Origin of the sequence: Aeromicrobium sp. Root472D3, assembly GCF_001426485.1 — a bacterium.
Taxonomy (GTDB): domain Bacteria; phylum Actinomycetota; class Actinomycetes; order Propionibacteriales; family Nocardioidaceae; genus Aeromicrobium.
In genome coordinates, this window is the sequence record NZ_LMET01000001.1 from 1338031 (window position 1) to 1365030 (window position 27000).

Consider the following 27000-nt stretch of genomic DNA (forward strand, 5'->3'; position numbering starts at 1 on the left):
CATCGAAAGGCACACCGTGGATCTCGGCATCTCAGGACGCATCGCACTCGTCACCGGCGGCGACTCCGGCATCGGCTGGCACACCGCCCGCCTCCTGCTCGAGGAGGGCGCGACGGTCGTCCTGTCCGACCGCGACCAGGACTCCCTCGACGAGGCCGCCGCGAAGCTCGACGCCCCCAAGAAGCGCCTGCACGCGATCGCCGCCGACCTCGACTCGGTCGAGTCGATCTTCGCGCTGCGCGACGCCGTCACCGAGGCCGTCGGCGACATCGACATCCTCGTGCAGTCGGCCGGCGTGACGGGGGCCCAGGGCCTGTTCCACGAGATCGACGACGCGGGATGGGTCGACACCCTGACGACCGACCTGCTCGCCCCGATCCGCCTGACCCGTGCCTTCCTGCCCGCGCTGCGCTCGGGCGGCTGGGGCCGTGCGGTCTACCTCGCGTCGGAGGACGCCGTGCAGCCGTACGACGACGAGCTGCCGTACTGCGCCGCGAAGGCCGGCATCCTGGCGTTCGCCAAGGGCCTGTCGCGGACGTACGCCAAGGAGGGCCTGCTCGTGAACTGCGTGTCGCCCGCGTTCATCAGCACCCCGATGACCGACGCGATGATGGAGAAGCGCGCCACGGAGCTGGGCACCGACACCGACCAGGCGATCGAGAGCTTCCTCGACGAGGAGCGCCCCTACATGGAGCTCGGCCGCCGCGGCGAGCCCGAGGAGGTCGCCGCCGTGGTCGCGTTCCTGTGCTCCGACCTGGCCAGCTTCGTCAACGGGTCGAACTACCGCGTCGACTCCGGCTCCGTCGCGACGATCTGACGCGTCCGTGTCCGCCCCCGCCCCCGCCCCCGTCGTCCACCACGTCGACCACGGCGGGGGCGGTCACGTCGTCGTCCTGCTGCACGCGTTCCCGCTCGACTCGGTCATGTTCGACCGCCTCGTCCCCCTGCTCGCCGGGACGGCACGGGTCGTCGCGATCGACCTGCCGGGGCTGGGGCGCAGCCCCGTGCCGTCGCAGGCACCGACGATGGACGCCGTCGCGCACGCCGTGACGGGGGTGCTCGACGACCTGGACGTCGAGAGGGCGGTCGTCCTGGGCATCTCGACGGGGGGCTACGCCGCGCTGCAGCTCGCCGCGCAGGCGCCCGACCGGGTCTCCGCGCTCGTGCTCGGCAGCACGACGACCCGTCGCATCGAGCCCGACGTGCCCGACGAGCGGCGCGACGTCGCGGACGAGGTCGAGTCGTCGCAATCGACCGAGGCCGTCGCCGACAGCGCCGACGAGGGGCTCGGCGACACGGCGCACCGCGAGCAGCCCGAGCTCGTCGAGGGGCTGCGCAGGACGATCTCCGCGGCCGACCCCGACGGCGTCGCCTGGATGGCCCGCGCCATCGCGGCCAGGGCCGACACGACGACGACGCTGCGCGAGCTCGACCGACCGGTCGTGCTGCTGTTCGGCGCCGAGGACGAGGCGACGCCGCCCGAGCGCGGCGAGGAGATGCTCGCCGTGCGGGGCGACCGCCCGACCCGCTTGGTCGTGCTCGGGTCGACCGGCCACCTGACGGCCCTCGAGTCGCCGCAGCAGGTCGCCGACGTGGTCGGCGACCTGCTGCGCGACCTCGGCTGAGGCCGGACCTCAGGTCTGGTCGGTGCTCAGATCAGGTCGGTGAAGGAGTCCGGCACGGTGTGCGCCGCCAGCACCTTCTTGGCCGGCTCGACGCCGTCGCCGACCTTCCACAGCAGGACGCCCGCGACCTCGTCGCCGTCGACGTAGTAGACGACCTTGCCGCCGTCCTCCTTGTCGACGACCTCGGTGCGCAGGCTCGCGTCGAGCGTCCCGACCGCCTCGTACCAGGCGTCGAACAGGTCGGAGTAGAACATCGGGGTGTGGTCGTAGACCTCGTCCGAGCCGGCGAGGATGCGCCCCGCGGCCGCGCCCATCTCGTTGGCGTTGTCGACGTGCTCGACGCGGCGGCGGCCCAGGATGTGGTCGGGGTACTCCGCCACGTCACCTGCCGCCAGGACGTCGGGGTCGGCGGTCGTGAGGCGCTCGTCGACGACGATGCCGCCGTCCGACGACGTCTCGAGGCCCGAGCGACGGGCCAGCACGCCGGCCGGCTCGATGCCGAGGCCGATCACGGCCAGGTCGGCCGTCACCGTCGTGCCGTCGCTGAGGTCGAGGCGCACGCCGTCTGGTGACGTCGACCCGCCGTCGACCTTCGCGCCGCCGTGCACCGTCACGCCGGCGTCGGTGAACATCGCCTGGATCTCGTCGGCGACGACCGACGGGAACGTCGGCGAGCCCAGCACGTCGTCGGGGTGGATCAGGGTGACGGTGCTGCCGTCCTGCACGAGCGCGGCGGCGATCTCGGTGCCGATGTATCCGCCGCCGACGACCGCGACGTGCGGGTGGTCGGCGACCGCCGCGCGCAGGCGGTGGTAGTGCTCGAGCGTGCGGTAGTAGATGACGCGGTCGCTCGGCGTCAGCCCCGGGATCTGCCGCGGGTGCCCGCCCGTCGCGAGCAGCAGGCGGCGGTAGCCGAAGGTGTCGCCCGTGCTGGTCGTCACGCTCTTGGCGTCCCGGTCGATCGTGTCGGCGCGGGCGCCGAGGTGCAGCGTCGCACCGGTCTCGTCGACGGTGTCGAGTGCGGCGTCGTCCTCGGAGAAGTCGTCGTCGGTCCAGAGCTTCTTCGACAGCGCGGGCCGCGGGAACGGTGCGGTCGACTCCTCGCCGACGATGCCGATCGTGCCGTCGGCGTCGATCTCGCGGATGCCCTTGGCGGCGGTGTCGGCCGTCATGCCGCCGCCGATGATGAGGTAGTCGTAGTCGTGGCTCATGCGGTGGGCAGTACCCCTGCCGGTCGCCGACAATCTCCCGTTGCGGCTCAGGCGCAGGTGCCTACGCTGGCATCGTGGCCACTGACACCCAGACCCCCGACGACACGACCTCCGACCCCGAGACGCCGGCGCGAGAGACCCCCGCCCCGCACGTCTTCGTCCTCTTCGGCGCGACCGGCGACCTCGCCAAGCGCAAGCTCTTCCCCGGCATCTACCGCCTCGCCGCCGCCTCCCGTCTGCCCGACGACTACGCGATCATCGGATCGGGCCGCCACTCGCCCGGCTCCGACGACGAGTTCCGCGAGAAGATCAGGTCGTCGCTCGAGGAGTTCGTCGACGACCTCGACGCCGGCGTCGCCGACGACGTCCTGGGCCGGCTGACGTTCCAGACGTCCGACGCCGACGACGGCAAGGACCTCGCGGCCGCGGTCGACGAGGCCCTCTCGGGTCTCGGCGACGACGCCAAGAAGCTCATCTACCTGTCGGTGCCGCCGTCGGCGATGGAGCCCATGATCGGCATGCTGGGTCGCGAGGGCCTGGCCGACGACGCGCGCCTGGTGATCGAGAAGCCGTTCGGCACCGATCTCGAGACGGCCCGCGAGCTCGACGCGACGCTCAAGGACGTCGTGACGGAGGACCAGGTCTTCCGCATCGACCACTTCCTCGGCAAGGAGGCGGTGCAGAACATCCTGGCGCTGCGCTTCGCCAACGGGCTGATCGAGCCGGCCTGGAACCGCGACCACATCTGCTCGGTGCAGATCGACGTCCCCGAGGAGCTGACGGTCGAGGGCCGCGGCAGCTTCTACGAGTCGACCGGCTGCTTCCGCGACATGATCTCGACCCACCTCAGCCAGGTGCTGGGCTTCGTCGCGATGGAGCCGCCCGTCCACCTCGACGCGCTGGCGCTGCGCAACGAGAAGTCGAAGGTCTTCGCCGCGATGCGTCCCCTCGACCCCGAGCGCGTCGTGTTCGGCCAGTACGAGGGCTACCGCGACGAGGAGGACGTCGACGCCGACTCCGAGGTCGAGACGTTCGTCGCGCTCGAGGCGTACGTCGACACCGAGCGCTGGCAGGGCGTCCCGTTCTACCTGCGCACCGGCAAGTCGCTCGGCGCGACCCGACGCACCATCACCCTGACGTTCCGCACGCCGCCCATGGGCCGCTTCGGCGACAACGCCTACGGACCCAACGAGCTGGTGCTCGAGCTGACCGACTCGCCCAAGATCACGGTCGACCTGCACGCCAAGCGCCCCGGCCCGACGATGGACCTGATGGACTCGTCGCTGCACCTCGACCTGTCGCAGGACGACCCGGGCGACACGCCCCTCGAGGCGTACGAGCGCCTGCTGCTCGACGTCATGCGGGGCGACCAGACGCTGTTCACCCGCTCCGACGAGGTCGACCGTCTGTGGCAGATCTGCCAGCCCGTGCTCGACGACCCGCCGAAGACGCAGCAGTACGCCAAGGGCTCGTGGGGACCCGACGACGCCCTCGAGCTGCCGGGCGAGCGCGGCTGGCGGCTGCCGGATGCCTGAGACCGGCCCCGACTGGCCGGGGATCGCCGACCACGGGCTGATCGGCGACCTGCGCACCGCAGCACTCGTCGGCACCGACGGCACGATCGACTGGTTCTGCGCGCCGCGCTTCGACTCGCCGAGCATCTTCGCGTCGATCCTCGACCGCGAGAACGGCGGCTCGTGGAAGATCGCCCCGGCCGACGGGGCCGTGCGCACGCAGCAGTTCTACTTCCCGGAGTCGGCGGTGCTCGCGACGCGGTTCCTGACCGAGAACGGCGTCGTCGAGGTGCACGACTTCATGCCGGTGCTGCAGCCCGGCGACCCCGACCACCGTCAGCGGCTCGTGCGGCGCGTCATGGCCGTCCGTGGCTCGACGACGGTGCACATGCGGCTCGACGCGCGTCCCGACTACGCCCGCGCGACGTGCGAGGCCGAGACGCTCGAGCACGGTGTCGTCCTGACCGGCGACGGGGTCCGCCTGGGTCTCAGCGCGACGTCCGACCTGACGGTCGACGGCGGGTGCGTGACGGCCGACGTCGACCTGGCCGAGGGCGAGGTCGCGCTGTTCGTGCTCGAGGTGCTGGACGACGACGACGAGCTCGACGACGCCGACCTCGACGACACCGCCTCGCTGTTCGACGCGACCCTGTCGTTCTGGCGCACGTGGCTGTCGCAGTCGACCTACCGCGGACGGTGGCGCGAGACCGTCAACCGGTCGGCGATCACGCTCAAGCTGCTGACGCACGAGCCGTCCGGCGCGATCGTCGCGGCACCGACCACGAGCCTGCCCGAGCTGATCGGTGGCGACCGCAACTGGGACTACCGCTACGTCTGGATGCGCGACGCGGCCTTCAGCCTCTACGCGCTCCTGCGACTCGGCTTCACGCAGGAGGCCAAGTCCTTCATGGTGTGGCTCTCGGAGCGCCTCGGCGAGGACAAGGACCACGGTCTCGGACCGCTGCGGGTGCTTTACGACATCGACGGCAACCAGCCGCAGGACGAGTTCATGCTCGACCACCTGACGGGCTACCGCGACTCCGGGCCCGTGCGCGTGGGCAACGCCGCGGTCGACCAGCTGCAGCTCGACATCTACGGCGAGCTGATCGACTCGGTCTACCTGTTCAACAAGTACGGCGACGGCATCAGCAGCGACGCGTGGTCCGACGTCACCCGCGTCGTCGACTGGGTGTGCGAGAACTGGGACCGCGAGGACGCCGGCATGTGGGAGACCCGTGCGGGCTCGCAGGCCCACACGACCTCGCGCCTGATGTGCTGGGTCGCGATCGAGCGGACGATCCGCATGGCGCGCCAGCGCGGTCTGCCGGGCGACATCTCGGCGTGGGCGAAGGTGCGCGACGAGATCTACGAGCGGATCATGGACAGGTCGTGGAACAGCGAGCTGCGGGCGTTCACGCAGACCGAGGACGGCGACGCCCTCGACGCCGGCGTGCTGCTGATGCCGATGGTCAAGTTCCTGTCGTCGGCCGATCCCAAGTTCCTGTCGACGCTCGACGCGATCGAGGACCGGCTCGTCGTCGACAGCCTGGTGTTCCGCTACGACCCGTCGATCAGCCCCGACGGGCTGGAGGGCGAGGAGGGCACGTTCTCGCTGTGCTCGTTCTGGTACGTCGAGGCGCTCACGCGCGCGGGACGGTTGGAGGACGCGCGGCTCGCGCTCGAGAAGATGTTCACCTACGCCAACCACCTCGGCCTGTATGCCGAGGAGGTCGGCACGACGGGCGACCAGCTCGGCAACTTCCCGCAGGCGTTCACCCACCTGGCCCTGATCAGCGCGGCGACCAACCTCGACAAGGCCCTCGACGGCGGCTGACCCCCTCCTCAGCGGGGTGGTGCGAGGGTCAGGCGGCCGTCGACGACGGCCGCCGCGACCGTGCCGAGCTCCTCGCCCCGCGCGAAGGCCATGGCCCTGAGCAGGGCCAGGGCGTCCTCGTAGCGGACGCCGGCCGCGACCTCGACGGCGTGCGTGGCGCGGTGGACGACGTCCCGGTCGGGCAGCACCTCGGCGAACACGTGGCTCTGGGCTCCGATGGCGGGGTTCTGCAGCACCGCGGTGCCGACCGCGGCGCCGAGGAACCGCGCGTCGCCGGGATCGGTGCCGCGTGGGAGGCCCTCGCGGTGCGCCATGAGGACGCCGCGCAGCGCCAGCTCCGACCGCAGCGGGATCGCGATCAACGCACCGGTGAACCCCAGCGCGGCGATCTCGCGCCGCAGGGCGGGCCACCGGTCGTCGTCCGTGCCGGGCGAGAAGTCGCCGACGACGACCTCACCGGTCGCGAGCGACTCGATCAGCGGGCCCTCGCCGCTCGAGTCCTGGAGCGACTCGAGCCGGCGCGACAGCAGCTGCGTCCACGCCACCGTCGTCCGTCCGTCGGGCACGGTCTCGCTGGTGATGACCGCCCCGTCGGCGTCGAGGAGGAGACGGCACGCCTCGCACAGCCGTTCCTGGAGGGTGTCGAGCGATTGCACGGAGGCAAGGACGGCCGTGAAGCGGGCCAGTGCGTCGCTGAACGTCATGGAGGTGGTTGCCCCCGACGGCGGCTCCCCAAACATCCGGCGTGCGCCGACGCGTGCGACAGATAGCCTTCGCTGGTGCCAGACGTGTCCATCGCCGCCCCCAACGAAGCCTCCGCCGACGCCGGCGAGCAGGTCGCGCGCGCCGGCGGCAACGCGGTCGACGCCGCGGTGGCCGCGGTGCTCGTGACGATGGTCAACGAGGTGGGGCTGGTCTCGCTGAGCTCGGGCGGCTTCGTCACGGTGCAGCCGCCCGACGGCAGCGCCCCGCAGACCGTCGACGGGTGGATGGACATGCCGGGTCGCGGGCGCGCCCTCGGCGGCGGCACGTGGGACGTCGACACCGAGTACGGCGGGGGCGTCACGATCACGATCGGTGCGGGCTCGGTCGCGGCGCACGGCTCGGTCGCGGCGCTCGAGGAGGCCCACCGCCGCTGGGGCAGCCTGCCGTGGCGCGACCTCGTGACACCCGCCATCGAGGTCGCGAGGCGCGGCTTCCGGCTGAGCTCGGCGTCGCGGTACTACCTCGAGTACGTCCACGACGACATCTTCGGCTGGGACGACGAGAGCCGTGCGGCGGTGCACGACGAGGACGGCGCGATCCGCACCGGTCTGGTGGTCGTGCCCGACCTGGCCGCCTCCCTCGAGCTGATCGCGGCCGACGGGTCCGCCGCCCTGCACACCGGCGAGCTGGCGCGGCTGGTCAGCGACGACGTGATCCGGCGCGGCGGCATCCTCGGCGCCGCCGACCTCGCCGAGTACCGCCCCGTCGTCCGCCCGTCGCTGCTGAGCCGCGTGGGCGACTGGACGTTCGGCACCAACCCGCCCCCGTCGGTCGGGGGCGTCTGCGTCACCGCGATGCTCCGCCTGCTCGACGGACGGCCGCACGGCCCGTGGGACGACGGCGACGTCGAGCACCTCGTGCGCGTGCAACGGGCCGTCCTCGGCCACCGGCTCGACGTCCTCGACGTCAGCGACGACCTGGCGCGCGACGCGGGAGCCTTCCTCGCGCTCGTCGACCGCGACCACCTCGCGGTGCTGGAGTCGGGCTCGACGGCGCACGTCTCGGCCACCGACAGCGACGGCGGCGCGTGCTCGGTCACGGTGTCGTCGGGCTACAGCTCGGGGATGATCGCCCGCGGCACCGGCATCTGGCTCAACAACTGCCTCGGCGAGCAGGAGCTCAACGCCCGAGGTCTGCACGGCCTCGCGCCCGGCTCGCGGCTGCTCTCCAACATGGCGCCGACGGTCGGGCACCACGTCGACGGCTCGGCCCTCGCGATCGGCTCGCCCGGCGCCGACCGCATCACGACCGCCGTCGTCCAGGCGATCGCCGGCTTCGTCAACGGAGGGCTGGGCCTGCAGGAGGCCATCGACCACCCGCGGGTCCACGTGCACCGGGCCGGCCGTCCCGACGAGGTCGTCAAGGTCGAGACCGACCTGACGATGTACTACGGCGGGGTCTCGGCGACGCTCCGCCGTCCGGCGAAGGGCCTCGCGGGCGACGACGCGATGGTCGCGGCCGCCGACCCACGCCGCGACGGTGCCGTACGTCTCGTCCGCGAGACCCCACAGGAGCCCCCGACTGCGCTTTGATGGACGGGTGTCCTCCCCGACGCCACCCATCGTGATCGGCCACCGCGGCGTGCCCGGCGAGCGGCTCGAGCACACGCGGCCGTCGTACCTGCTCGCGATCGAGCAGGGCTGCGACTACATCGAGCCCGACGTCGTCGCGACCCGTGACGGCGTGCTGGTCGTGCGCCACGAGAACGAGATCAGCGGCACGACCGACGTCGCGAGCCGTCCGGAGTTCGCGGACCGCAAGGTCGCCAAGGTCGTCGACGGCGTGCCGTACGTCGGCTGGTTCACGGAGGACTTCACGCTGGCCGAGCTCAAGACGTTGCGCGTCCGCGAGCGCCTGCCCCAGCTGCGGCCGCAGAACATCCCCCTCGCCCGCACCGAGCAGATCCTGACGTTCGACGAGGTGCTCGACATCGCCGAGCAGGCGGGTACCGAGGGGCGCGACGAGCCCGTGGGCGTCTACGTCGAGACCAAGCACCCGACGTACTTCGCCGGCCTCGGGCTCGACCTGGACGACCTGCTCGTCGAGACCCTCGAACGCCGCGGGCTCAACCACGCCGGCGCCAGGATCGTGATCCAGTCGATGGAGACCGGCAACCTGCGGGCCCTGCGCGACCGCACACCCGTGACGCTGATCCAGCTGATGGACCGCGTGGGTGCTCCGTTCGACCTGCGGGCCGCCGGCGACCCGCGCACCTACTGGGCGATGCGCAAGCCGCCCGAGCTCGAGAAGATCGCGGCCTACGCCGACGGCATCGGCCCCAACAAGAGCCAGGTCATCAAGCGCGACCTGCGAGCGCGGCTGGCCAAGACCACCAAGCTCGTGCGCCGCGCCCACGACCTGGGCCTCGTCGTGCACATCTGGACGATGCGCGACGAGAACAACTTCCTGCCCACCGACCTGCGCACCAGCAGGGACAAGGCCGCCCACGGCGACGCCGTGGGCGAGTACCTCGCGTTCCTCGACGCGGGGGTCGACGGGGTGTTCTCCGACTACACCGCTACCGCGGTGCGGGCCCGGTCCCTGTGGCTGGAGCGTCAGTAGCCTGCGCCCTCACGGTGTCGTGGCGGGGCCGCCGCGGCACCAGCACCCAGGCCGCGACGTAGCCGAGCACGAGCGACCCGGCGCCGAGGACCGTGCACACGACCAGGACGACGCGGACGATCGAGGTGTCGGTGCCGGTGTAGTCGGCGATGCCGCCGCACACCCCGGCGATCCACCGGTCGTCACGGGACCGGGTGAGCTGCTTCGTCATGATCGTCTCCTTCGAGGGTCGGTGGGGTGACGGCAGGTGCGGGGCGGGCCTGCCGCAGCGTGGCGGCGACGCCGACCAGTCCGAGGACGATCAGCACCCCCGCGGCGGTGAGGCTGAGCTGGCGGGACGTCAGCAGGTCGCCGCGCCACACGGCCCACTGGCCGACCGCGGCGAGGAACATCATCGAGAAGGCGAGGCTTCCCCACCGGAACGGGTGGCGGTTCATCGGCTGATCACCTCGACCTGACCGAGGTCCTGGTCGATGTCGATCCTCAGGGCCGAGCCGTCCGGCCGGTCCGCGACGTCGGCGAGCGAGACGTCCGTGCCGTCCTCCAGGCGTCCGAACAGGTCGATCTGGCCGGCGCGGACGTGCGCGTCGACGTCGACCGGCAGCCCGTCGGGCACGACGACCGTCGTCTGGCCGATGCCGGCGTCGATCGAGATGGTGCGGCCGGCGAGCCGCTCGACGTCGGACACCCGGGTCAGGTCGAGCTCGAGCTCGCCGACGCCGTGCCGGTACGTCGGTCTGACGTCGGCCGCGACGGTCGGGGTCGGGGTCTGCGAGCCGATGCGGCCGCTCGGGAACAGCGAGCCGATCGCGAGCGTGACCGCCAGCGCGAGGCCGATCGCGATGAGCGGTCCGCCGTCGCCGACCACCGTCCCGACCAGCAGCCCCACGGCGACGACGGCCAGGGCGACCGCGACGTACGTCGTCCAGTGGACGTCCCGCTGCGTCTCGTCGTAGATCCAGGTCGCGGCGAGCGCGATCGCCGCGACGGACGTCGTCAGGACGACCAGGGCGGGGGAGCGGGGCGCGCGGGCCGGCCCGGTCGGCGTGGGGGTCGGCTGCGGCGCCGTCGCGTCGACGCCCGCGGCGGACGGACCGGCCGGGAAGGCCGCGACCGTCGCCGCACGGGCGTGCCGTCGCCGCCGGGGGCGCAGCCACACGACGTAGAGCACGAGGGCGAACGGGACGAGCCACCACGCCGTGTCGCCCCACCAGGCCCAGCTGCTGTCGCCGACGATCGACAGGACCGCGAGGACCGCCGCACCGACGAGGCCGGCGACCCTCACCTGGGGCTCGTTGCGGTCGAGCCTGAACCACTCGGCCGCAAGGCTCTTCTCGGCGTCGTCGGAGGGCAGCAGGATCCAGGCCGCGACGTAGAGGATCGCACCCGCGAACCCGGCGATCGTCAGCACCGCCACGACGACCCGCACCACGACCGGGTCGACGTCCAGGTACCGCGCCGTTCCGGCGCACACCCCCGCGACGACGCGGTCGTCGGACGAGCGCTGCACGTCGGCGACGGTGCGCAGGCGTCGCGGGTCGAACTCGTCGTCCGGCGGAGGGGGAGGGGTGCCCGGGGGCTGCTGCGGCGGGGGCAGGTGCTGGGTGTCGTCCATGGGCCCATCGTGCTCGAGCGGGCCGGTGTCGCGCATCGGGTACGACCCTGAATCCGTCCCCGACCACCTCGGGGTGACCGGGGGGCGTGCCGGGGACGATCCTGGTGGCGCGGGGGTGCACGAGCGTGTGACGATCGTCCGGTGACGTCCTACCCGTACCGCCGCGCGCGCCGACCGGCCGACCGCCGGCTCGTGGGCGGCGTCGCGACGGGACTGGCCGACCACCTCGGGGTGCCGGTCCTCTCCGTCCGCCTCGCCTTCGTCGTCGCCACGTGGTTCCAGGGCGTCGGCGTCGTCGCCTACCTGCTGCTGTGGCGTCTGCTGCCCCTGCAGCGCCCCGAGCTGTCGCCCGGCCTCGAGTCGGCGACGCGGCGGGGGCTGCGGGGCGACGGCACCCGCACGGGGCCGACCGAGATCGCCCAGACCGTGGCGCTCGGCGCGATCGGCGTCGGGGTGCTGCTGCTGATCCAGGCCACCGGGCGCGGCCTCGACGACGGCCTGTTCGGCCCTCTGCTGGTCGCGGTCGTCGGTGTCGCGGTGGTGTGGCGCCAGCTCGACGACGTCGCGTGGGGACGCTGGATGCGCGAGACCCGCGGGTGGGCGTTCGCCTCGCGGGTCGCGGCCGGCACGGGTCTGGTGGCGCTCGCCGCGATCTACCTCGTGACGAAGGAGGGCGGCTGGGGAGCTGCCGTCAGCCTCGCCTCCGCCCTGGTCATCGCGGTGCTGGGGCTCGGCCTGATCCTCGGGCCGTGGATCGTCCGCCTCATGGGCGACCTGTCCGACGAGCGCCGTGAGCGCGTGCGCTCGCAGGAGCGCGCCGACGTCGCCGCGCACCTGCACGACTCGGTGCTGCAGACGCTGGCGCTGCTGCAGAAGAACGCCCACGACTCCGCGGCGGTCGCGACGCTGGCCCGGCGTCAGGAGCGCGAGCTGCGCGACTGGCTCTACGGCAACGACGAGCGCCCCGGCGACTCGCTGCTCGCGGCGCTCCGCTCGGCGGCCGCCGACGTCGAGGACGCGCACCACGTGCCGGTCGAGCTGATCTCGGTCGGCGACGTGCCCCTCGACGACGACATGGCAGCCCTCGCACGCGCCGCCCGCGAGGCGATGGTCAACGCCGCCAAGCACGCGGGCGTCGACCGGATCGACGTCTACGCCGAGGCCGACGGCCGGGCCGCCGAGGTGTTCGTGCGCGACCGCGGACGCGGCTTCGACCCCGGCACGATCGCCGACGACCGCATGGGCGTCCGGGCCTCGATCGTCGGGCGGGTCGAGCGCCACGGCGGCACCGCGTCGATCCGCAGCCGTCCCGGAGAGGGCACCGAGGTCGCCCTGCGGGTGCCGGTCCGCGCACCCGAGCCCGTCCCGACCGAAGGACCCCCCTCATGACCACCCTGCGCGTCGCGATCGTCGACGACCACGCGATGTTCCGCACCGGGGTGCGGTCCGAGGTCGACGGGGTCCTCGACGTCGTCGGCGAGGCCGAGGACGTCGAGTCGGCGGTCGCGCTGATCGCCGCGACGACGCCCGACGTCGTGCTGCTCGACGTCCACATGCCGGGCGGCGGCGGGATCGAGGTCATCAGGCGCCTGCACGTGCGCCACCCCGACGTCCGCTTCCTGGCGCTGTCGGTCAGCGACGCCGCGGAGGACGTCATCGGCGTCATCCGCGCCGGCGCGCGGGGCTACGTCACCAAGAACATCTCGGGGTCCGAGCTGCTCGACGCGATCACGCGGGTGGCCGCCGGCGACGCGGTGTTCTCGCCCCGGCTCGCCGGCTTCGTGCTCGACGCCTTCGCCGGGACGATCGAGGTCGCCCAGGTCGACGAGGACCTCGACCGGCTGACGGCCCGCGAGCGCGAGGTCATGCGGCTGATCGCCCGCGGGTACGCCTACAAGGAGGTCGCCACGGAGCTGTTCATCTCGGTCAAGACCGTCGAGACGCACGTCTCCAGCGTCCTGCGCAAGCTGCAGCTGTCGAGCCGTCACGAGCTGACCCGCTGGGCCAACGACCGTCGGCTGATCTGACTCAGCGGTGCAGGGCCGCGCCCTTGAACGTCTTGTCGACGGCGTTCCTCGGGCCGTGCACCGCGATGCCGACGAGGTCGAGGTCGGCGGTGGCGACGGCGCGCACGGCGGCCCGGTTGTCGCGGTCGTTGCCGGTCGCGAACATCTCGCGGGTGTAGACCGACGTCGCCAGCCCGCGCGACACGGCCTTGGCGTGCACCGAGGTCAGCCGCTCGGCATCGCCCTCGAACACCACGACCGGCTGCCGGATCATCGCGAGGTACCCGATGCCGTCGGCGTCCTCGTACGGGTCGCCGATCAGGTCGGGGACGTGCGCGGCGACGCCGCTGACGAGGAACGCCGTGACGTTGAGGGCCTGCCACTGCTCGAGGTCGTCGCGCAGCAGCACCGCGACCTTGGTGTCGAATCGGATGGGTTCGGGGGTGTCCATGCGTCCAGCCTCGGTGAGGCGGGGCCGAGCGGTCTTGTACGTTCCTGACATGACGTCGGACGAGCGCGTGCGGGCCTGGCGGCCGGACGTCCCGGGCGTCGGCGAGGTGCTGCACGCGCACTTCACCGAGCACGCCTACCCGGCCCACACCCACGACCTCTGGACCGTCCTGCTGGTCGACACCGGCGGCGTGTCCTACGAGCTCGAGCGCCGCCCGCTCGACGCCCCGGCCGGATCGGTGACCCTGCTGCCGCCGCACGTGCCGCACGACGGCAGGGCCGTCTCGCCGACGGGGTTCGACAAGCGCGTGATCTACCTCGACGAGCGGTGGCTGCCGCTGGGTCTGACCGGTGCCGCCGTCGCCGGTCCCACGCTCGACGACGGCGAGCTGGTCCGGTCGGTGGCCGCCCTGCACGGGGCACTCGCGCGTCCGGGCGACGAGCTCGAGGCCGAGACCCGGCTCGCGATGGTCTCCGAGCGGATGGTCGCGCACCTCGACCGCTCCGCGGGGGTGCCGCGCGACGGCAGGGAGCCGGGCCTGGCCCGACGGGTCCGCGACCTGCTCGACCGCGACCTCGTCGAGGCGCCCACGCTCGAGTCGCTGGCCGACGACCTCGACACCCACGCGACCCACCTCGTCCGCGCCTTCGGCCGCGAGTACGGGCTGCCACCGCACCGGTACGTGACGGGACGCCGCGTCGACCGCGCCCGGGGCCTGCTGCTCGACGGCATGCCGGCCGCCGAGGTGGCGACGACGGTCGGCTTCCACGACCAGGCGCACCTGATCCGGCACTTCCGCCGCACCCTCGGCGTCACGCCCGGCGCGTACGTCCGGTCGGCCGCCTGATCGAGCGGCGCACTCCGGGCCGCGAGTGGTGCGATGTGGTCGGACACGCCGTCCCAGAACGTCCACCCCGCACCACTCGCGACTCGGGCGTGGGTGGGGAGGGGCAGAATGGCCACGTGCAGGTGGACCTCCTCGGACCGTTGCGGGTGCGCGTCGACGACCGTGAGGTCGACCTCGGCGGCGCGCGCAGCCGCGCCCTGGTGGCCCGTCTGGCCTTGGCGGCCGGACGTCCGGTCAGCCCTCCGACCCTGATCGACGACCTGTGGGGCGACGAGGTGCCGGCCGATGCGACCAACGCCCTGCAGTCGGTCGTGTCGCGCACCCGGCGTCGCCTGCCGGACGGCACGCTCGACCTGACGTCGGCCGGCTACGTGCTGCACTGCGCCGTCGACGTGGCCGAGTTCGAGCGACTGCTGTCGGCCGGACGCTGCGACGAGGCGCTCGTCGTGTGGCGCGGCGAGGCGCTCGCGGGTCTCCTCGACGTCCCGTTCGTCGCCGCGGAGGCCGGCCGGCTCGGCGAGCTCCGCCTCACGGCCGTCGAGTCGGCGCTCGAGGCGCGGGTGCTCTCCGACCCGACGGTCGTCGCCGAGCTGGCCGCCCTGACCGCGGCTCACCCCTACCGCGACGGGCTGTGGCGTCTGCACCTGACGGCGCTGGTCGCGAACGGACGGGCGGGCGAGGCGCTCGCCGCGTACGAGCGGCTCCGCACGGCGCTCGCGGACGACCTGGGGGCCGATCCGTCCCCCGAGCTGCAGGAGCTGCACGTGTCGATCCTGCGGGGCGACCGCCGGGCCCCGCGCGCTCGCGCGGCGCTGCCGGCCGGGCTCACGTCGTTCGTCGGGCGCGAGGGCGCCATCGACGACCTGCGGTCCGCGCTCGGGAGTCACCGTCTCGTGACGGTGCTCGGTCCGGGCGGTGCCGGCAAGACCCGTCTGGCGATCGAGACCGCCCGCGCGACGCTCGACCGGTTCGAGGACGTCTGGCTCACCGAGCTGGCCCCCGTGACGGGCGACGACGGCATCGTCCGGGCCGTCCTCTCGGGCATGGGGCTGCTGGAGGTCGCAGTGATCGATCGCCCACCCACCGCGCCCCGCCCCGACGAGCGGAGCCGGCTGCTGGAGGCGGCTCGCGACGTCGAGGGGCTCCTGCTGCTCGACAACTGCGAGCACCTCGTCGACGCCGTGGCACGGCTCGCCGACGACCTGCTGTCGCACGCGCCCCGGCTCCGGGTGCTCGCCACGAGCCGCGAGCCGCTGCGGATCATCGGCGAGTACGCCTACCAGCTCAGCCCGCTCACGATGCCGTCCGCCGACGACCCGGTCGAGGCCGCGCGGACCCACAGCGCGATCCAGCTGTTCGTGCTGCGGGCCCAGGCCGTCGACCGGTCGTTCGAGCTGACCGAGACGACGCTGCCGGCCGTGCGCGAGATCTGCGGACGGCTGGACGGCCAGCCCCTCGCGATCGAGCTGGCGGCCGCCCGCCTGCGCACGCTGACGGCGGGCCAGGTCGCGGCCCGCCTGTCCGACCGCTTCCGCCTGCTCACCGGGGGGAGCCGGACCGCCCTGCCGCGTCACCGGACCCTGCGCGCCGTCGTGGAGTGGAGCTGGGACCTGCTGGACGACGACGAGCGCCTGCTCGCCGAGCGCCTGGCGGTCTTCCCGGGCGGCGTGACGGTCGAGAGCGCGGCATCCGTGCACGACGGCGGCGCCGACACCGAGGAGCTGCTGGAGTCGCTGGCCGACAAGTCGCTGCTGGTGGCGGTGCGGGGGAGCACACCGCGGTTCAGGATGCTCGAGACGCTGCGCGAGTACGGCGTCGAGCGCCTGATCGAGCGCGGCGTGGCCGACACCGTCCGCGAGAGGCACCTCGACCACTTCGTGGCGCTCGTCGAGGCGCAGGCCGAGGCCCTGCGGGGCGCCGACCAGGTCGAGGCGCTCGACCGCCTCGACGCCGACCACGGCAACGTCATGGCGGCGTTGCGGTTCGCGATCGACCGGGGCGACCGCGCTCGCGCGGGGCGTCTCGTGACGGGTCTCGGGTGGTACTGGTCGATCCGCAGCCAGCACCAGGAGTCGTTCGAGTGGGCGACGACGGTCCTCGACCTGCCGGGCACGGCCGATCCCGCCAGCGAGATCTGCCTCGAGGCGCTGGGCATCGCCGGCATCCTCGCGGCGACCCAGTTCGACACGGGGCCCGACGCCGCGTGGCGGGAGCCGGTCGAGCGGGTGCTGGCGCTCTGGGACGAGCACCACCCCGACCACCCCGTCGTCCACGTCGTGATGGCGGCGCTGGACTTCTTCGGCGTCGCGGGCGACCGCGAGCTCGACCTCGGCGACGACCCCTGGACGCTGGCGATGATCGACCTGCTGCAGGTCGTGACGCTCGACAACTCCGGGCGGCTCGACGAGACCGTCGAGCTCGTCGGGCCGCTGATCGAGGCGTTCCGCACGATCGGCGACCGGTGGGGCCTGGCGATCGGCCTGATGCAGAGAGCCACGATCCAGGCCCTCGACGGCGACGTCGCGGGTGCGCTCGCGTCGTGGTGGGAGGCGCTGCCGCTGCTGGTCGAGCTCGGGGCGACGGAGGACGCCGACTTCTCGTCCATGAGGGTCGTCGGCCTGCAGCTGGCCGTCGCCGACGCCGACGCGATGGTCGCCCTGCGTCGCGACCTCGAGGCGGCCCTCGCGCGCGCCGCGGCGTCGGGCAACCGCCGGCACGAGGCCGTCGCGCGGATGAACCTCGCCGCGCTCGAGCACGTCGTCGGTCGCGACGCCGAGGCGATCGTCCACCTCGAGCACGTCCTGGCACACCGCGATCCGACGTCGGAGTTCGGCAGCGGGCAGATGGAGGCGCTCGTGGGGTCGCTGCTGGCCCTGGCGCGTGCCGGGGTGGGAGACCTGGCGGGTGCCGACCGGCAGCTGGAGTCGGCGGCCCGGGTGGGCGTGGCGACCAGGGACATGCCGGTGCTGGCCGAGGTCGCCGCCGCGGCGGCCGTGCTCGCCCACCGGAACGGCCGCGACCGCGAGGCGGCCCGCCTGCTCGGGGCGTCGGCCGCCATCCGGGGCCGTGCCGACCGGTCGAACCGCGACGTCGCGGTGCTCGTCGAGGCCCTCGGACGCAGCCTGGGTGCCGACGAGCTGGAGCGGCTGCGGTCGGAGGGCGCGGCGCTCGACCAGCAGGCCGCCGTCGCGCTGGTCGTCCCCGGCGGGGCCCGTCGACCTTTGCGATGATGGGGCCCATGAAGTCTCTCGGGGTCTGGTCGCTGTCCGTCGCGCTCGTCGCACCGCTGGCGGCGACCGTCGTCGGGGGATCGCCGGCCACCGCCGACCCGAGGCGTCCGGCCGTCGTCGAGACGCGCGTCATCGGGCACAGCGTCAAGGGCCGCGACATCGTCGCGTGGCGGCTCGGCGATCCGTCGTCGAAGAAGAAGGTGCTGCTGCTCGCCGCGATGCACGGCGACGAGAAGGGCTCGATCCAGACGCTGCGCAACCTGCGCGACGGCCGGCCGATCTCCGGCGCCGACATCTGGGTCGTCCCCGTCGTGAACCCCGACGGCTACGCCAGCAACAGGCGTCAGAACGCCCACGGCGTCGACCTCAACCGCAACTTCGGGGCGAAGTGGCGCAAGATCGGCGGAGCCACCAACTCGGGCCGCCGGGCGTTCTCGGAGCCCGAGACGCGGGCCGTCCGCGACCTCGCGAACGAGATCGACCCGACGTACACCGTGAGCTACCACCAGCCGCTGAACGGGATCGACGTCCGCGACACCGGCAACCGGGCCTGGGCCAAGCGGCTCGCGTCGCGCGTCCGGCTCCCGCAGAAGGCCTTCGACTGCTTCTCGCGGTGCTTCGGCACGTACTCGATGTGGTTCCGTGCGAAGCACCGCTCGGGCGCCGTCATCACGGTCGAGCTGCCGAGGAGCCCGTCCCGGAAGTACCTCCGCGAGGTCGCTCCCCGAGCGATCCTCGGCAGCCTCGGCGCCGAGCGCTAAGGCTGCCGGGGCCCCCGTCGTCAGGCCTTCGTGCGGTAGGCCCGCACGGCCAGCGGCGCGAAGACCGCCAGGATCAGTCCGCTGGTGCCGAGCGCGATCAGCGCGTCCTGCGCGACGGGGCCGCCCGTCAGCAGGCCCCGCATCGCGTCGGTCAGGTGCGTCACCGGGTTGATCCTGACCCAGGCCTGCAGCCAGCCCGGCATCGTGTCGGTGGCGGCGAACATGCTGGAGCCGAACGTCAGCGGGAACAGCGCCAGGAAGCCGATGCCCTGCACCGATCCGGCCTCGCGCATGATCATGCCCAGCCAGATCGCGATCCAGCACATGCACCACGCGAAGAACAGCACCAGCAGCATGGCCGCGACGATCCTGACCGGCGAGGTCGACGTGCGGAAGCCCATCACGAAGCCCGCGACCATCGTGACGCCGATCGTGATGGCGTACCGCAGGCACTCGGCGATCGTGGCCCCGACGAGCGGCGCCGAGCGGGGGATCGGCAGCGACCTGAACCGGTCGAAGACGCCCTCCTTGATGTCGGTGTTGAGGTTGACGCCGATCGCGATGGTGCTGAAGAGCACGGTCTGGATCAGGATGCCGGGCAGGACGAACTGCAGGTAGTCCTGCGTCGATCCGGCGATGGCCCCGCCCAGCACGTACACGAAGATGATCAGGAACAGCACGGGCTGCAGCGTCACGTCGAAGAACTGCTCGGGGTGGCGCACCATCTTCCTGACCGAGCGGCCGGCCAGCGACAGCGAGTGGCGCAGCCAGGGCAGGGACGACGGGGGGCGCGGCTGCGCGACCTGCGGGACGGTCATGGTGGTCATGCGAGCTCCTTGGCGGTGGCGGTGGCGGTGGCGGACGCCTGGGCGCCCTGGCCGGTGAGGGTGAAGAAGACCTCGTCGAGGCTCGGCAGGCTCAGCGAGATCTCGGTGACGGGGATGCCGCGCGAGGCGAGGTCGACCACGACGTTCGTGAACTGCTGCTCGTCCTCGACGGGGGCGGTCAGCAGGCCGCGGGTGGGCTCGCCGACCGGACGGCCCGTGACACGGCTGAGGACGGCGCGGATGTCGGCGACGTCCCGGAGGTGGGCCGGGCGGACCTGCAGGGAGCGGCCGCCCACGACCTGCTTGAGCTCGGCGGCCGTCCCGTGGGCGATGACCCGGCCCAGGTCGATGACGGTGATGGCATCGGCCAGGGCGTCGGCCTCCTCGAGGTACTGCGTCGTCAGCAGCACCGTCGTGCCCTCGGACGTCAGCAGCCGGACCATGTTCCAGACGTCGTCGCGCTTGCTGGGGTCGAGGCCCGTCGTCGGCTCGTCGAGGAAGATCACGGCGGGCCGCCCGACCAGGCTCGCGGCGAGGTCGAGGCGGCGCCGCATGCCGCCGGAGTACGTCTTGGCGCGTCGGTCGGCGGCGTCGTCGAGGCCGAACTGGGCGAGGAGCTCGGCGGCGCGGGCCCGGGCGTCCGGGCGCGTGAAGTCCAGCAGCCGGGCGAAGAGCTCGAGGTTCTCGCGCCCGCTCAGCTGCTCGTCGACCGAGGCGTACTGGCCCGTCAGGCCGATCGATCGGCGGACGGCGTCGGGGTCCCCGAGGACGTCGTGCCCGGCGACCGTCGCCCGTCCCGCGTCGGGCCGCAGGAGCGTCGCGAGGATGCGGACGGCCGTGGTCTTGCCGGCGCCGTTGGGTCCGAGGACCCCGAGCACGGTGCCCTCGGGGACGGCGAGGTCGATGCCGTCGAGTGCCGTGGTGGTGCCGTAGCGCTTCGTGAGCCCCTCGGCGTGGATCGCGTGGTTGGTCATGCCCCCACGGTGCGCCGCGCCGCTGGCACGACGCTGTCACGGCGCTGACGGCGTCCGCGGCCGCTGACAGCGACCTCTCAGCGTCCGGTGGCACGATCGACGTCATGGACCTCACGATCCTCGGCGTGCTCGCCCTGACCGTCATCGTCGCCGCGTCGGTGCTGGCCCCGAAGGTCGGCGTCGCGGCCCCGCTCGTCCTCGTGGGCGCGGGGGTCCTGCTCGCGCTGGTGCCCGGTGTCCCGCGCATCGAGCCCGAGCCCGAGCTGATCCTGGCCGGGGTGCTGCCGCCGCTGCTGTACGCGGCGTCGGTCAACATGCCGGCGATGGACTTCCGCCGCGACCTCAGGTCGATCGGCTGGCTCTCGATCGTCGTCGTGGTCTCGTCGGCCCTCGCGATCGGCTGGGTCGTCGAGACGTTCGTGCCCGGGCTGGGGTTCGCCGAGGGGGTCGCCCTCGGCGCGATCGTCAGCCCGACGGACGCCGTGGCGACCTCGATCGTGAAGCGCACGGGGGTCGCGCCGCGACTCGTCACGGTGCTCGAGGGCGAGAGCATGATCAACGACGCCTCGGCGCTCGTGCTGCTGCGGTCCGCCGTGGCCGCCACGGGCGTCTCGGTGTCGGTGCTCGACGTGTCGGTCGACTTCGTCGTGGCGATCGCGGTCGCGGCGGTGGTCGGGCTGGTGGTCGGCGCCGCCAGCGTCGCGGTGCGCGCCCGCCTGCACGACGCCACGGTCAACACCGCGATCTCGTTCGCCGTCCCGTTCATCGCCTACGCCCCCGCCGAGCACCTGGGCGCGTCAGGCCTCGTCGCGGTCGTCACGACGGGCCTCGTCACGGGCTACTGGGGGCCGTCGGTGCTGAGGGCGCAGGACCGGCTCGCCGAGGCCGTGAACTGGCGGACGGTCGCCTTCCTGCTCGAGGGCGGCGTGTTCCTGCTCATGGGCCTCGAGCTGGGCCCGCTGCTCGACGACTTCCGGTCCGAGGACGGCGACTTCCGGCGGCTCGCGGTGCTGAGCGCCCTGTGCCTCGGGATCCTGCTGGCGGTGCGCGGCCTGTACGTCGTGGCGCTGCTGTGGAGCCTGCTGAAGGCGCGGCAGGGGGCCGGGCGGACCGTCGAGCCGCGGCTCAACCGGGTGCGCGACTACCTCGCGTCGGACGAGTCGTCGGCCCTGCCCGCCCACCGTCTGCGGCGCATCCACCAGATGGTCACCCGCCGCGAGGCCGACCTGCGGTTCTACGAGGAGGAACGCCTCGACCGCCGCGCGGGGGCGGTGCTGGTCTGGGCCGGCATGCGGGGGAGCGTGACGCTCGCCGCGGCGCAGACGCTGCCGACGGGCTTCGAGCAGCGTGAGCTGCTGATCCTGGTCGCGTTCACCGTCGCGGTGTCGTCGCTGGTGCTGCAGGGCGGGACGCTGGCGTGGGTCGTGCGACGTCTCGAGGTCGAGTCCGACCGCCGCGAGATCGACCGCCAGCAGCTCGCGGCGCTGTCGCAGATGCTGGCAGACGTCGCGGCGTCGCGGTGCGCCGAGGTCGCCGACGACGGCCTCGACGGGCGGGCGCTCGAGCCCGTCGTCCTCGACCAGGTGCAGGACGACAGCCACCCCGAGCGGACGACCCGGTGGGCCGGCGAGGGGGACGACGGGGTCGCCCAGCGGCTGCGCGACTACGTCGACCTGCGCCGCGCCGTGCTGGCCGACCAGCGCGACGCCCTGATCGACGCCCGGTCGTCGGGCCGCTTCGACTCCGAGAACCTCAACCGCATGCTGCGGCGCGTCGACGCTGGCGACATGGCGATGGACCGGCTGGACTGACGTCCGGGGCCCGCGTGTCGCGAGTTCACCCCCGCGCAACCTCACGGGTCTAGCCTGAGGCCATGGACGAGCCCCACCTGATCGTGCTCTTCGGCGCCACCGGCGACCTGGCCCGCCGCAAGCTGCTGCCGGGCATCATGCACCTGCTGCAGTCGGGCCTCGTCCCCGACTCGCGCATCATCGGCGTCTCGCTCGACGACTTCGACGACGACTCGTTCCGCGAGTTCGCCGAGAAGGCGTACCGCGAGTTCAGCACCCGCGACGTCGACGACGCGAAGTGGGCCGCGTTCGCCCCCAAGCTGTCGTACGTCAACGTCACGGCGGGCCCCGAGGCGCTGGCGGCTGCTGCAGCGGTCCTCGAGGCCGAGCTGGGCGGCACGCCGCGGCGCCTGCACTACCTCAGCGTGCCGCCGAAGGCCGCCCTCGACGTGATCCACACGCTCGACGCGGCGCAGCTGGTCGAGCGGTCGCGCATCATCATGGAGAAGCCGTTCGGCACCGACCTGGCGAGCGCGAAGGCCCTCAACGCCGAGATCCACGAGGTCTTCGACGAGCAGCAGATCTTCCGGATCGACCACTTCCTCGGCAAGGAGGCGGCCCTCAACATCTTGGCCTTCCGGTTCGCCAACGGCCTGTTCGAGCCGATCTGGAACCGCAACTTCATCGACCACGTGCAGATCGACGTGCCCGAGACGCTGTCGCTCGACGGTCGCTCGGGCTTCTACGAGGGCACGGGCGCGTTCAAGGACATGGTCGTGACCCACCTGTTCCAGGTGCTGGCGTTCATGGCGATGGAGCCCCCGACGTCGCTCGACTCCGACTCGATCTCGGAGGAGAAGAACAAGGTCTTCCGCTCGATGCTCCCGCTCGACCCGCACTACGTCGTCCGCGGCCAGTACCAGGGGTACCGCGACGAGAAGGGCGTCGCGGCCGACTCCGAGACCGACACGTTCGTGGCGCTGAGGGCCGAGATCGACAACTGGCGGTGGGCCGGCGTGCCGTTCTACCTGCGCACCGGCAAGAAGATGGCCGAGGGTGCGCGCATCATCTCGATCGCGTTCCGCGAGCCGCCCAAGAGCATGTTCCCGGCCGGGTCCGGTGTCGGCCTGCAGGGCCCGGACCACCTGACGTTCGACCTCGCGGACGCGTCGCGGATGTCGCTGTCGTTCTACGGCAAGCGGCCAGGTCCGGGCATGCGGCTCGACAAGCTCAGCATGCAGTTCGCGATGCAGGAGAACGAGCGGGCCGGCGAGGTGCTCGAGGCGTACGAGCGGCTGATCTACGACGCGATGCGCGGCGAGCGCACGCTGTTCACGACGTCCGAGGGCATCGAGCGGCTGTGGGAGATCTCCGAGCCGCTGCTCGCCGACAACCCGCCGGTGCGGCCGTACCAGCCGGGCACGTGGGGACCCAACGCGATCCACCAGCTCATCGCGCCGAGGGCGTGGCGGCTGCCGTTCGAGCGCAGCTGGCGCAAGCCCAACCCGAGCGCCGAGTAGGCGCTAGCGGGCGCCGGGATCGTTGCGCTTGCGCAGCCGCTCGTCGACCTCGTGCCCCGGCATGCGCGGGGGCTTCTCGTGGGAGCGGTCAGGGCTGCCGTAGCCGCTCAGGGCGAGGCCGATGAGGGCGACGCCGGCGATCAGCAGCAGCAGGAGGACGATTTCGAACGGCACGTGCCCACGCTAGCGGTCGCCCGCAACCGCGCGGGTGCCGCGGGCGTGGGGGAGGGGCGTGTCAGCCCCAGTGGGAGTCGAGCAGCCGCGCGGCCTCGTCGCGCGACAGGCCCTGGCGGCGGGCCTCGAGCGCGAAGGCCCGCGCGGCGGCGTCGGTCGCGCCGTCGGGGGCGGTGCGACTCGCCACGAAGGTGCCGGCCCGCCCGCGCGTCTCGATCACGCCGTCGACCTCGAGCGCCCGGTAGGCCTTGGCCACGGTGTTGGGGGCCAGGTCGAGCGCCTCGGCCAGGGCGCGGACGGTGGGCAGCTTGTGCCCGGCCGGGAAGGCCCCGGACGTCGCGCGCTCGGCGACCTGCCGTCGCACCTGCTCGAACGGCGCCTCGCCGCTCAGCACGTCGATCTCGATCGTCATCGGGTCAGCACCACCATCGGATAGGGACGCCCGGCGGCGTCGGTCTCGCGGCGTCGGGTCTCGGTGAAGCCGCGCGAGCGGTAGAACCCGACGCCCGTCGTGTTGTCGGCGTACACCTCGACGCTGCGCGCGCCGCCCGGGCCGACCTCGGCCAGCAGGCGGGTGCCGAGGCCCCGCCCGTGGAACGGCGGGTCGACGTACAGCAGCTCGACGTGGCCGTCGGCGGAGCCGACGAACGCCACCGCCGCCCCGTCGACGTCGACCAGCCGGACGTGCATCGACGGCAGGTAGGAGTCGCGGATGAAGGGCCGCAGGGCGTCGAAGTCGCCGGCGTCCATGAAGTCGTGCGACGAGCGGGCGGCCCGCTCCCAGACGTCCGTCAGCTCGTCGAGATCGGCCTCGTGGGCCGTCCTGATGCAGACGGCGGGCTCCATGGCAGCCGAGTCTACGTCCGCACCGGCCCGTGCCGCCGCTGTCGGCCGCGGCAACTAGGCTGGAGGGCACGATGACGTTGCCGTTCCCCACGCCCCCGATGGGCGGATCCCCCGCCGCCCCGGGCGCCGCCGACCGGCGACGCCCGCGGTCCGACTCCCTGCTCGACGGTCTGAACGACGCGCAGCAGGCGGCCGTCTCCCACCCCGGCGGGCCCCTGCTGGTCGTGGCGGGCGCGGGCTCGGGCAAGACCCGCGTGCTGACCCGCCGCATCGCGTGGCTCATCGCGGCCCGCGGCGCCCACCCCGGCTCGATCCTGGCCATCACGTTCACCAACAAGGCCGCCGCCGAGATGCGCGAGCGCGTCGCCGACCTCGTGGGCCCGCGGGCCCGCATGATGTGGGTCTCGACGTTCCACTCCGCCTGCGTGCGCATCCTGCGTCGCGAGGCCACCCGCTTCGGCTTCACGTCGTCGTTCACGATCTACGACTCCGCCGACCAGCGCCGCCTCATGACGCTGATCTGCCGCGACATGGACCTCGACCCCAAGAAGATCAACCCGCGGGCCGTCCTCAACTGGATCTCCAACCTCAAGAACGAGCTCGTCGACCACGAGGCGGCCGGCGGCAAGGCGCAGAACCCGACGGAGGAGATCTACGCCGAGGTCTACACGGCCTACCAGGCACGCCTGCAGGCCGCCAACGCGATGGACTTCGACGACCTGATCATGAACACGGTCCACCTGTTCCAGGCGTGGCCCGACGTGCGCGAGACGTACCGCCGCCGCTTCCGGCACATCCTGGTCGACGAGTACCAGGACACCAACCACGCGCAGTACCAGCTCATCAAGGAGCTCACCGACGCCGAGTCCGACCTGCTGGTCGTCGGCGACTCCGACCAGTCGATCTACGCGTTCCGCGGCGCCAACATCCGCAACATCCTCGAGTTCGAGGACGACTTCCCGAACGCCGCGACGATCCTGCTCGAGCAGAACTACCGCTCGACCCAGACGATCCTGTCGGCGGCCAACGCCGTCATCAGCCGCAACGAGGGCCGCAAGGACAAGCAGCTGTGGTCGGCCGAGGGCGACGGCGAGAAGATCGTCGGCTACGTCGGCGACGACGAGCGCGACGAGGCGCAGTTCATCGCCGACGAGATCGACACGCTCGTCGACCGCGGCGACATCGCGCCGAAGGACGCCGCGATCTTCTACCGCACCAACGCCCAGAGCCGCGTGTTCGAGGAGGTCTTCATCCGCGTCGGGCTGCCCTACAAGGTCGTCGGCGGGGTGCGGTTCTACGAGCGCAAGGAGATCAAGGACGCGCTGGCGTACGTCCGCGTGCTGGTCAACCCGCGCGACGCCGTCTCGCTGCGCCGCATCATCAACGAGCCCAAGCGCGGCATCGGCGACCGCGCCGAGGCGTCGATCCAGCGACTCGCGACGCTGCACGACCTGAGCTACTGGGACGCGCTGATGCGCGCCAACGAGGCCAACGACCTCGCGACCCGGTCGTTGAACGCGATCCAGGCGTTCACGACCGTGATGTCCGACCTGATGGCGATGGCCGACTCGGGGGCGCCCGCCGACGCGGTGCTCGAGGCGGCGCTGACCCGCAGCGGCTACCTCGCCGCGCTCGAGCAGAGCACCGACCCGCAGGACGAGACCCGGGTCGAGAACCTCGCCGAGCTCGTCGCGGTGGCCCGCGAGTTCGTCGTGGGCGCCAGCACGGTCGACGACGAGTCCGCCGAGGGCGACGACGCCGAGACCGACGAGCCGACCGAGGCCGTCGCGGCGATCCCCGACGAGCCCGCCCTGGGCGCCGGATCGCTCGGCGCGTTCCTCGAGCAGGTCGCGCTGGTGGCCGACGCCGACCAGATCCCCGACGACGGCGAGGGCGTCGTCACCCTCATGACGCTGCACACCGCCAAGGGGCTGGAGTTCCCGGTCGTCTTCCTGACGGGTCTCGAGGACGGCATCTTCCCGCACATGCGGTCGCTGGCCGACGTCAAGGAGCTCGAGGAGGAGCGCCGGCTCGCGTACGTCGGCATCACCCGCGCCGAGAAGCGGCTCTACGTCACCCGCGCCACGACCCGCGCCGCGTGGGGAGCCCCCGCGTACAACCCGGCGTCCCGCTTCCTCGACGAGCTGCCCGAGCCGCTGGTCGACTGGCGGCGGCTGGCCTCGCCGCCGACGCAGTGGACCCCGAGCCAGCCGTCGGCCACGGCGCAGGCGTCGTTCCGCACGTCCAACGTCGCCGCCCGCTCCAAGAAGGCCGACCGCGCCGTCGTCTCGCTGGCACCGGGCGACCGGGTCGTGCACGACAGCTTCGGCATGGGCACGGTCGTCGCGGTCGAGGGCCAGGCCGAGAAGTCGGTCGCGTCGGTCGACTTCGGCTCGCAGGGCGTCAAGCGCCTGCTGCTGCGCTACGCGCCGGTCGAGAAGCTCTGAC

General features: G+C 72.7%; 25 protein-coding genes. 14 read left to right on the plus strand and 11 right to left on the minus strand.

All coding sequences use genetic code 11. The annotated features are described in order from the left end of the window. Positions 1-16 precede the first annotated feature (16 nt). Together ASD10_RS06620 and ASD10_RS06625 are read left to right on the plus strand one after the other, a co-directional pair. Positions 17-817, plus strand: coding sequence for an SDR family NAD(P)-dependent oxidoreductase (locus ASD10_RS06620; RefSeq protein ID WP_056606397.1), 801 nt, complete (start codon positions 17-19; stop codon positions 815-817). Between the two features lie 7 nt (positions 818-824). After that, positions 825-1625, plus strand: coding sequence for an alpha/beta fold hydrolase (locus ASD10_RS06625; protein ID WP_056606399.1), 801 nt, complete (start codon positions 825-827; stop codon positions 1623-1625). A 26-nt stretch (positions 1626-1651) separates the two neighbouring features. On the opposite strand, the gene ASD10_RS06630 is transcribed toward ASD10_RS06625, so the two are convergent. Next, a complete protein-coding gene (locus tag ASD10_RS06630; protein WP_056606402.1) occupies positions 1652-2836 on the minus strand; it encodes an NAD(P)/FAD-dependent oxidoreductase in 1185 nt (394 codons plus the stop codon). A 74-nt stretch (positions 2837-2910) separates the two neighbouring features. Between ASD10_RS06630 and zwf (ASD10_RS06635) the strand changes: the two genes are divergently transcribed. Together zwf (ASD10_RS06635) and ASD10_RS06640 are read left to right on the plus strand one after the other, a co-directional pair. Then, positions 2911-4371, plus strand: coding sequence for a glucose-6-phosphate dehydrogenase (gene zwf, locus ASD10_RS06635; protein ID WP_056606405.1), 1461 nt, complete (start codon positions 2911-2913; stop codon positions 4369-4371). Next, on the plus strand, positions 4364-6184 hold the full coding sequence (locus tag ASD10_RS06640; RefSeq protein ID WP_056606408.1) for a glycoside hydrolase family 15 protein: 1821 nt from the start codon (positions 4364-4366) through the stop codon (positions 6182-6184). Before zwf (ASD10_RS06635) ends, ASD10_RS06640 begins: the two co-directional genes overlap by 8 nt. An 8-nt stretch (positions 6185-6192) precedes the next feature. Here the strand turns inward: ASD10_RS06640 and ASD10_RS06645 are convergent, their stop codons facing one another. Continuing rightward, the gene (locus ASD10_RS06645) at positions 6193-6888 is read right to left on the minus strand and encodes a GAF and ANTAR domain-containing protein (protein ID WP_056606410.1); all 696 of its coding nucleotides are present in this window, start codon (positions 6886-6888) and stop codon (positions 6193-6195) included. 75 nt (positions 6889-6963) lie between these two features. Between ASD10_RS06645 and ASD10_RS06650 the strand changes: the two genes are divergently transcribed. Both ASD10_RS06650 and ASD10_RS06655 read left to right on the plus strand, forming a co-directional pair. Further along, positions 6964-8481, plus strand: a complete 1518-nt coding sequence (locus ASD10_RS06650; RefSeq protein WP_235501774.1) for a gamma-glutamyltransferase — start codon at positions 6964-6966, stop codon at positions 8479-8481. Positions 8482-8488: 7 nt separating this feature from the next. Further along, on the plus strand, positions 8489-9511 hold the full coding sequence (locus tag ASD10_RS06655) for a glycerophosphodiester phosphodiesterase family protein (RefSeq protein WP_056606416.1): 1023 nt from the start codon (positions 8489-8491) through the stop codon (positions 9509-9511). On the opposite strand, the gene ASD10_RS06660 is transcribed toward ASD10_RS06655, so the two are convergent. From ASD10_RS06660 to ASD10_RS06670, 3 genes are read right to left on the minus strand one after another with little or no spacing between them, the layout of a single operon-like run. Beyond that, positions 9468-9722, minus strand: a complete 255-nt coding sequence (locus ASD10_RS06660) for a PspC domain-containing protein (protein ID WP_056606419.1) — start codon at positions 9720-9722, stop codon at positions 9468-9470. The two genes, ASD10_RS06655 and ASD10_RS06660, sit on opposite strands and share 44 nt — an antisense overlap. Continuing rightward, complete coding sequence (locus tag ASD10_RS06665) at positions 9694-9948, minus strand: hypothetical protein (RefSeq protein WP_056606422.1); 255 nt, start codon at positions 9946-9948, stop codon at positions 9694-9696. The genes ASD10_RS06660 and ASD10_RS06665 overlap by 29 nt, the downstream gene beginning before the upstream one ends. Further along, complete coding sequence (locus ASD10_RS06670; RefSeq protein WP_056606425.1) at positions 9945-11126, minus strand: PspC domain-containing protein; 1182 nt, start codon at positions 11124-11126, stop codon at positions 9945-9947. Before ASD10_RS06670 ends, ASD10_RS06665 begins: the two co-directional genes overlap by 4 nt. A gap of 141 nt (positions 11127-11267) precedes the next feature. Between ASD10_RS06670 and ASD10_RS06675 the strand changes: the two genes are divergently transcribed. Then, positions 11268-12515, plus strand: coding sequence for an ATP-binding protein (locus ASD10_RS06675; RefSeq protein WP_056606428.1), 1248 nt, complete (start codon positions 11268-11270; stop codon positions 12513-12515). Further along, entirely contained in the window at positions 12512-13153 is a 642-nt protein-coding gene (locus ASD10_RS06680) for a response regulator transcription factor (RefSeq protein WP_056606431.1), read from the plus strand. Before ASD10_RS06675 ends, ASD10_RS06680 begins: the two co-directional genes overlap by 4 nt. 1 nt (position 13154) lies before the next feature. Here the strand turns inward: ASD10_RS06680 and ASD10_RS06685 are convergent, their stop codons facing one another. Further along, a complete protein-coding gene (locus tag ASD10_RS06685; protein WP_056606434.1) occupies positions 13155-13583 on the minus strand; it encodes a DUF2000 domain-containing protein in 429 nt (142 codons plus the stop codon). A 49-nt stretch (positions 13584-13632) separates the two neighbouring features. Between ASD10_RS06685 and ASD10_RS06690 the strand changes: the two genes are divergently transcribed. From ASD10_RS06690 to ASD10_RS06700, 3 genes are all read left to right on the plus strand, one after another. Then, positions 13633-14430: an AraC family transcriptional regulator gene (locus ASD10_RS06690; RefSeq protein ID WP_056606437.1), complete on the plus strand. Its 798-nt coding sequence runs from the start codon at positions 13633-13635 to the stop codon at positions 14428-14430. 116 nt (positions 14431-14546) lie between these two features. Continuing rightward, the gene (locus ASD10_RS06695) at positions 14547-17660 is read left to right on the plus strand and encodes a BTAD domain-containing putative transcriptional regulator (RefSeq protein ID WP_162248825.1); all 3114 of its coding nucleotides are present in this window, start codon (positions 14547-14549) and stop codon (positions 17658-17660) included. Between the two features lie 8 nt (positions 17661-17668). Then, the gene (locus ASD10_RS06700) at positions 17669-18421 is read left to right on the plus strand and encodes a DUF2817 domain-containing protein (protein WP_056606444.1); all 753 of its coding nucleotides are present in this window, start codon (positions 17669-17671) and stop codon (positions 18419-18421) included. A 20-nt stretch (positions 18422-18441) separates the two neighbouring features. Here the strand turns inward: ASD10_RS06700 and ASD10_RS06705 are convergent, their stop codons facing one another. Continuing rightward, on the minus strand, positions 18442-19248 hold the full coding sequence (locus ASD10_RS06705; protein WP_056606447.1) for an ABC transporter permease: 807 nt from the start codon (positions 19246-19248) through the stop codon (positions 18442-18444). Then, complete coding sequence (locus ASD10_RS06710; protein WP_056606450.1) at positions 19245-20222, minus strand: ATP-binding cassette domain-containing protein; 978 nt, start codon at positions 20220-20222, stop codon at positions 19245-19247. The genes ASD10_RS06705 and ASD10_RS06710 overlap by 4 nt, the downstream gene beginning before the upstream one ends. A 104-nt stretch (positions 20223-20326) precedes the next feature. Here ASD10_RS06710 and ASD10_RS06715 point away from each other — a divergent pair, with 104 nt between their 5' ends. Together ASD10_RS06715 and zwf (ASD10_RS06720) are read left to right on the plus strand one after the other, a co-directional pair. Next, the gene (locus ASD10_RS06715) at positions 20327-22033 is read left to right on the plus strand and encodes a sodium:proton antiporter (RefSeq protein ID WP_082556064.1); all 1707 of its coding nucleotides are present in this window, start codon (positions 20327-20329) and stop codon (positions 22031-22033) included. Between the two features lie 62 nt (positions 22034-22095). Further along, positions 22096-23532 (plus strand): glucose-6-phosphate dehydrogenase, encoded by a 1437-nt coding sequence (gene zwf / locus ASD10_RS06720; RefSeq protein ID WP_056606456.1) that lies wholly within the window; start codon positions 22096-22098, stop codon positions 23530-23532. A 3-nt stretch (positions 23533-23535) separates the two neighbouring features. Here the strand turns inward: zwf (ASD10_RS06720) and ASD10_RS18725 are convergent, their stop codons facing one another. The 3 genes from ASD10_RS18725 to ASD10_RS06730 all read right to left on the minus strand — a co-directional run bounded on the left by ASD10_RS18725 (position 23536) and on the right by ASD10_RS06730 (position 24552). Then, a complete protein-coding gene (locus ASD10_RS18725) occupies positions 23536-23706 on the minus strand; it encodes a hypothetical protein (RefSeq protein ID WP_157432479.1) in 171 nt (56 codons plus the stop codon). A 61-nt stretch (positions 23707-23767) separates the two neighbouring features. Further along, complete coding sequence (locus ASD10_RS06725) at positions 23768-24118, minus strand: GntR family transcriptional regulator (protein WP_056606459.1); 351 nt, start codon at positions 24116-24118, stop codon at positions 23768-23770. Further along, positions 24115-24552, minus strand: a complete 438-nt coding sequence (locus ASD10_RS06730) for a GNAT family N-acetyltransferase (protein WP_056606462.1) — start codon at positions 24550-24552, stop codon at positions 24115-24117. Before ASD10_RS06730 ends, ASD10_RS06725 begins: the two co-directional genes overlap by 4 nt. A 71-nt stretch (positions 24553-24623) precedes the next feature. Between ASD10_RS06730 and pcrA the strand changes: the two genes are divergently transcribed. Then, entirely contained in the window at positions 24624-26999 is a 2376-nt protein-coding gene (pcrA, locus tag ASD10_RS06735; RefSeq protein WP_082556065.1) for a DNA helicase PcrA, read from the plus strand. The last annotated feature ends 1 nt before the right edge of the window (position 27000 follow it).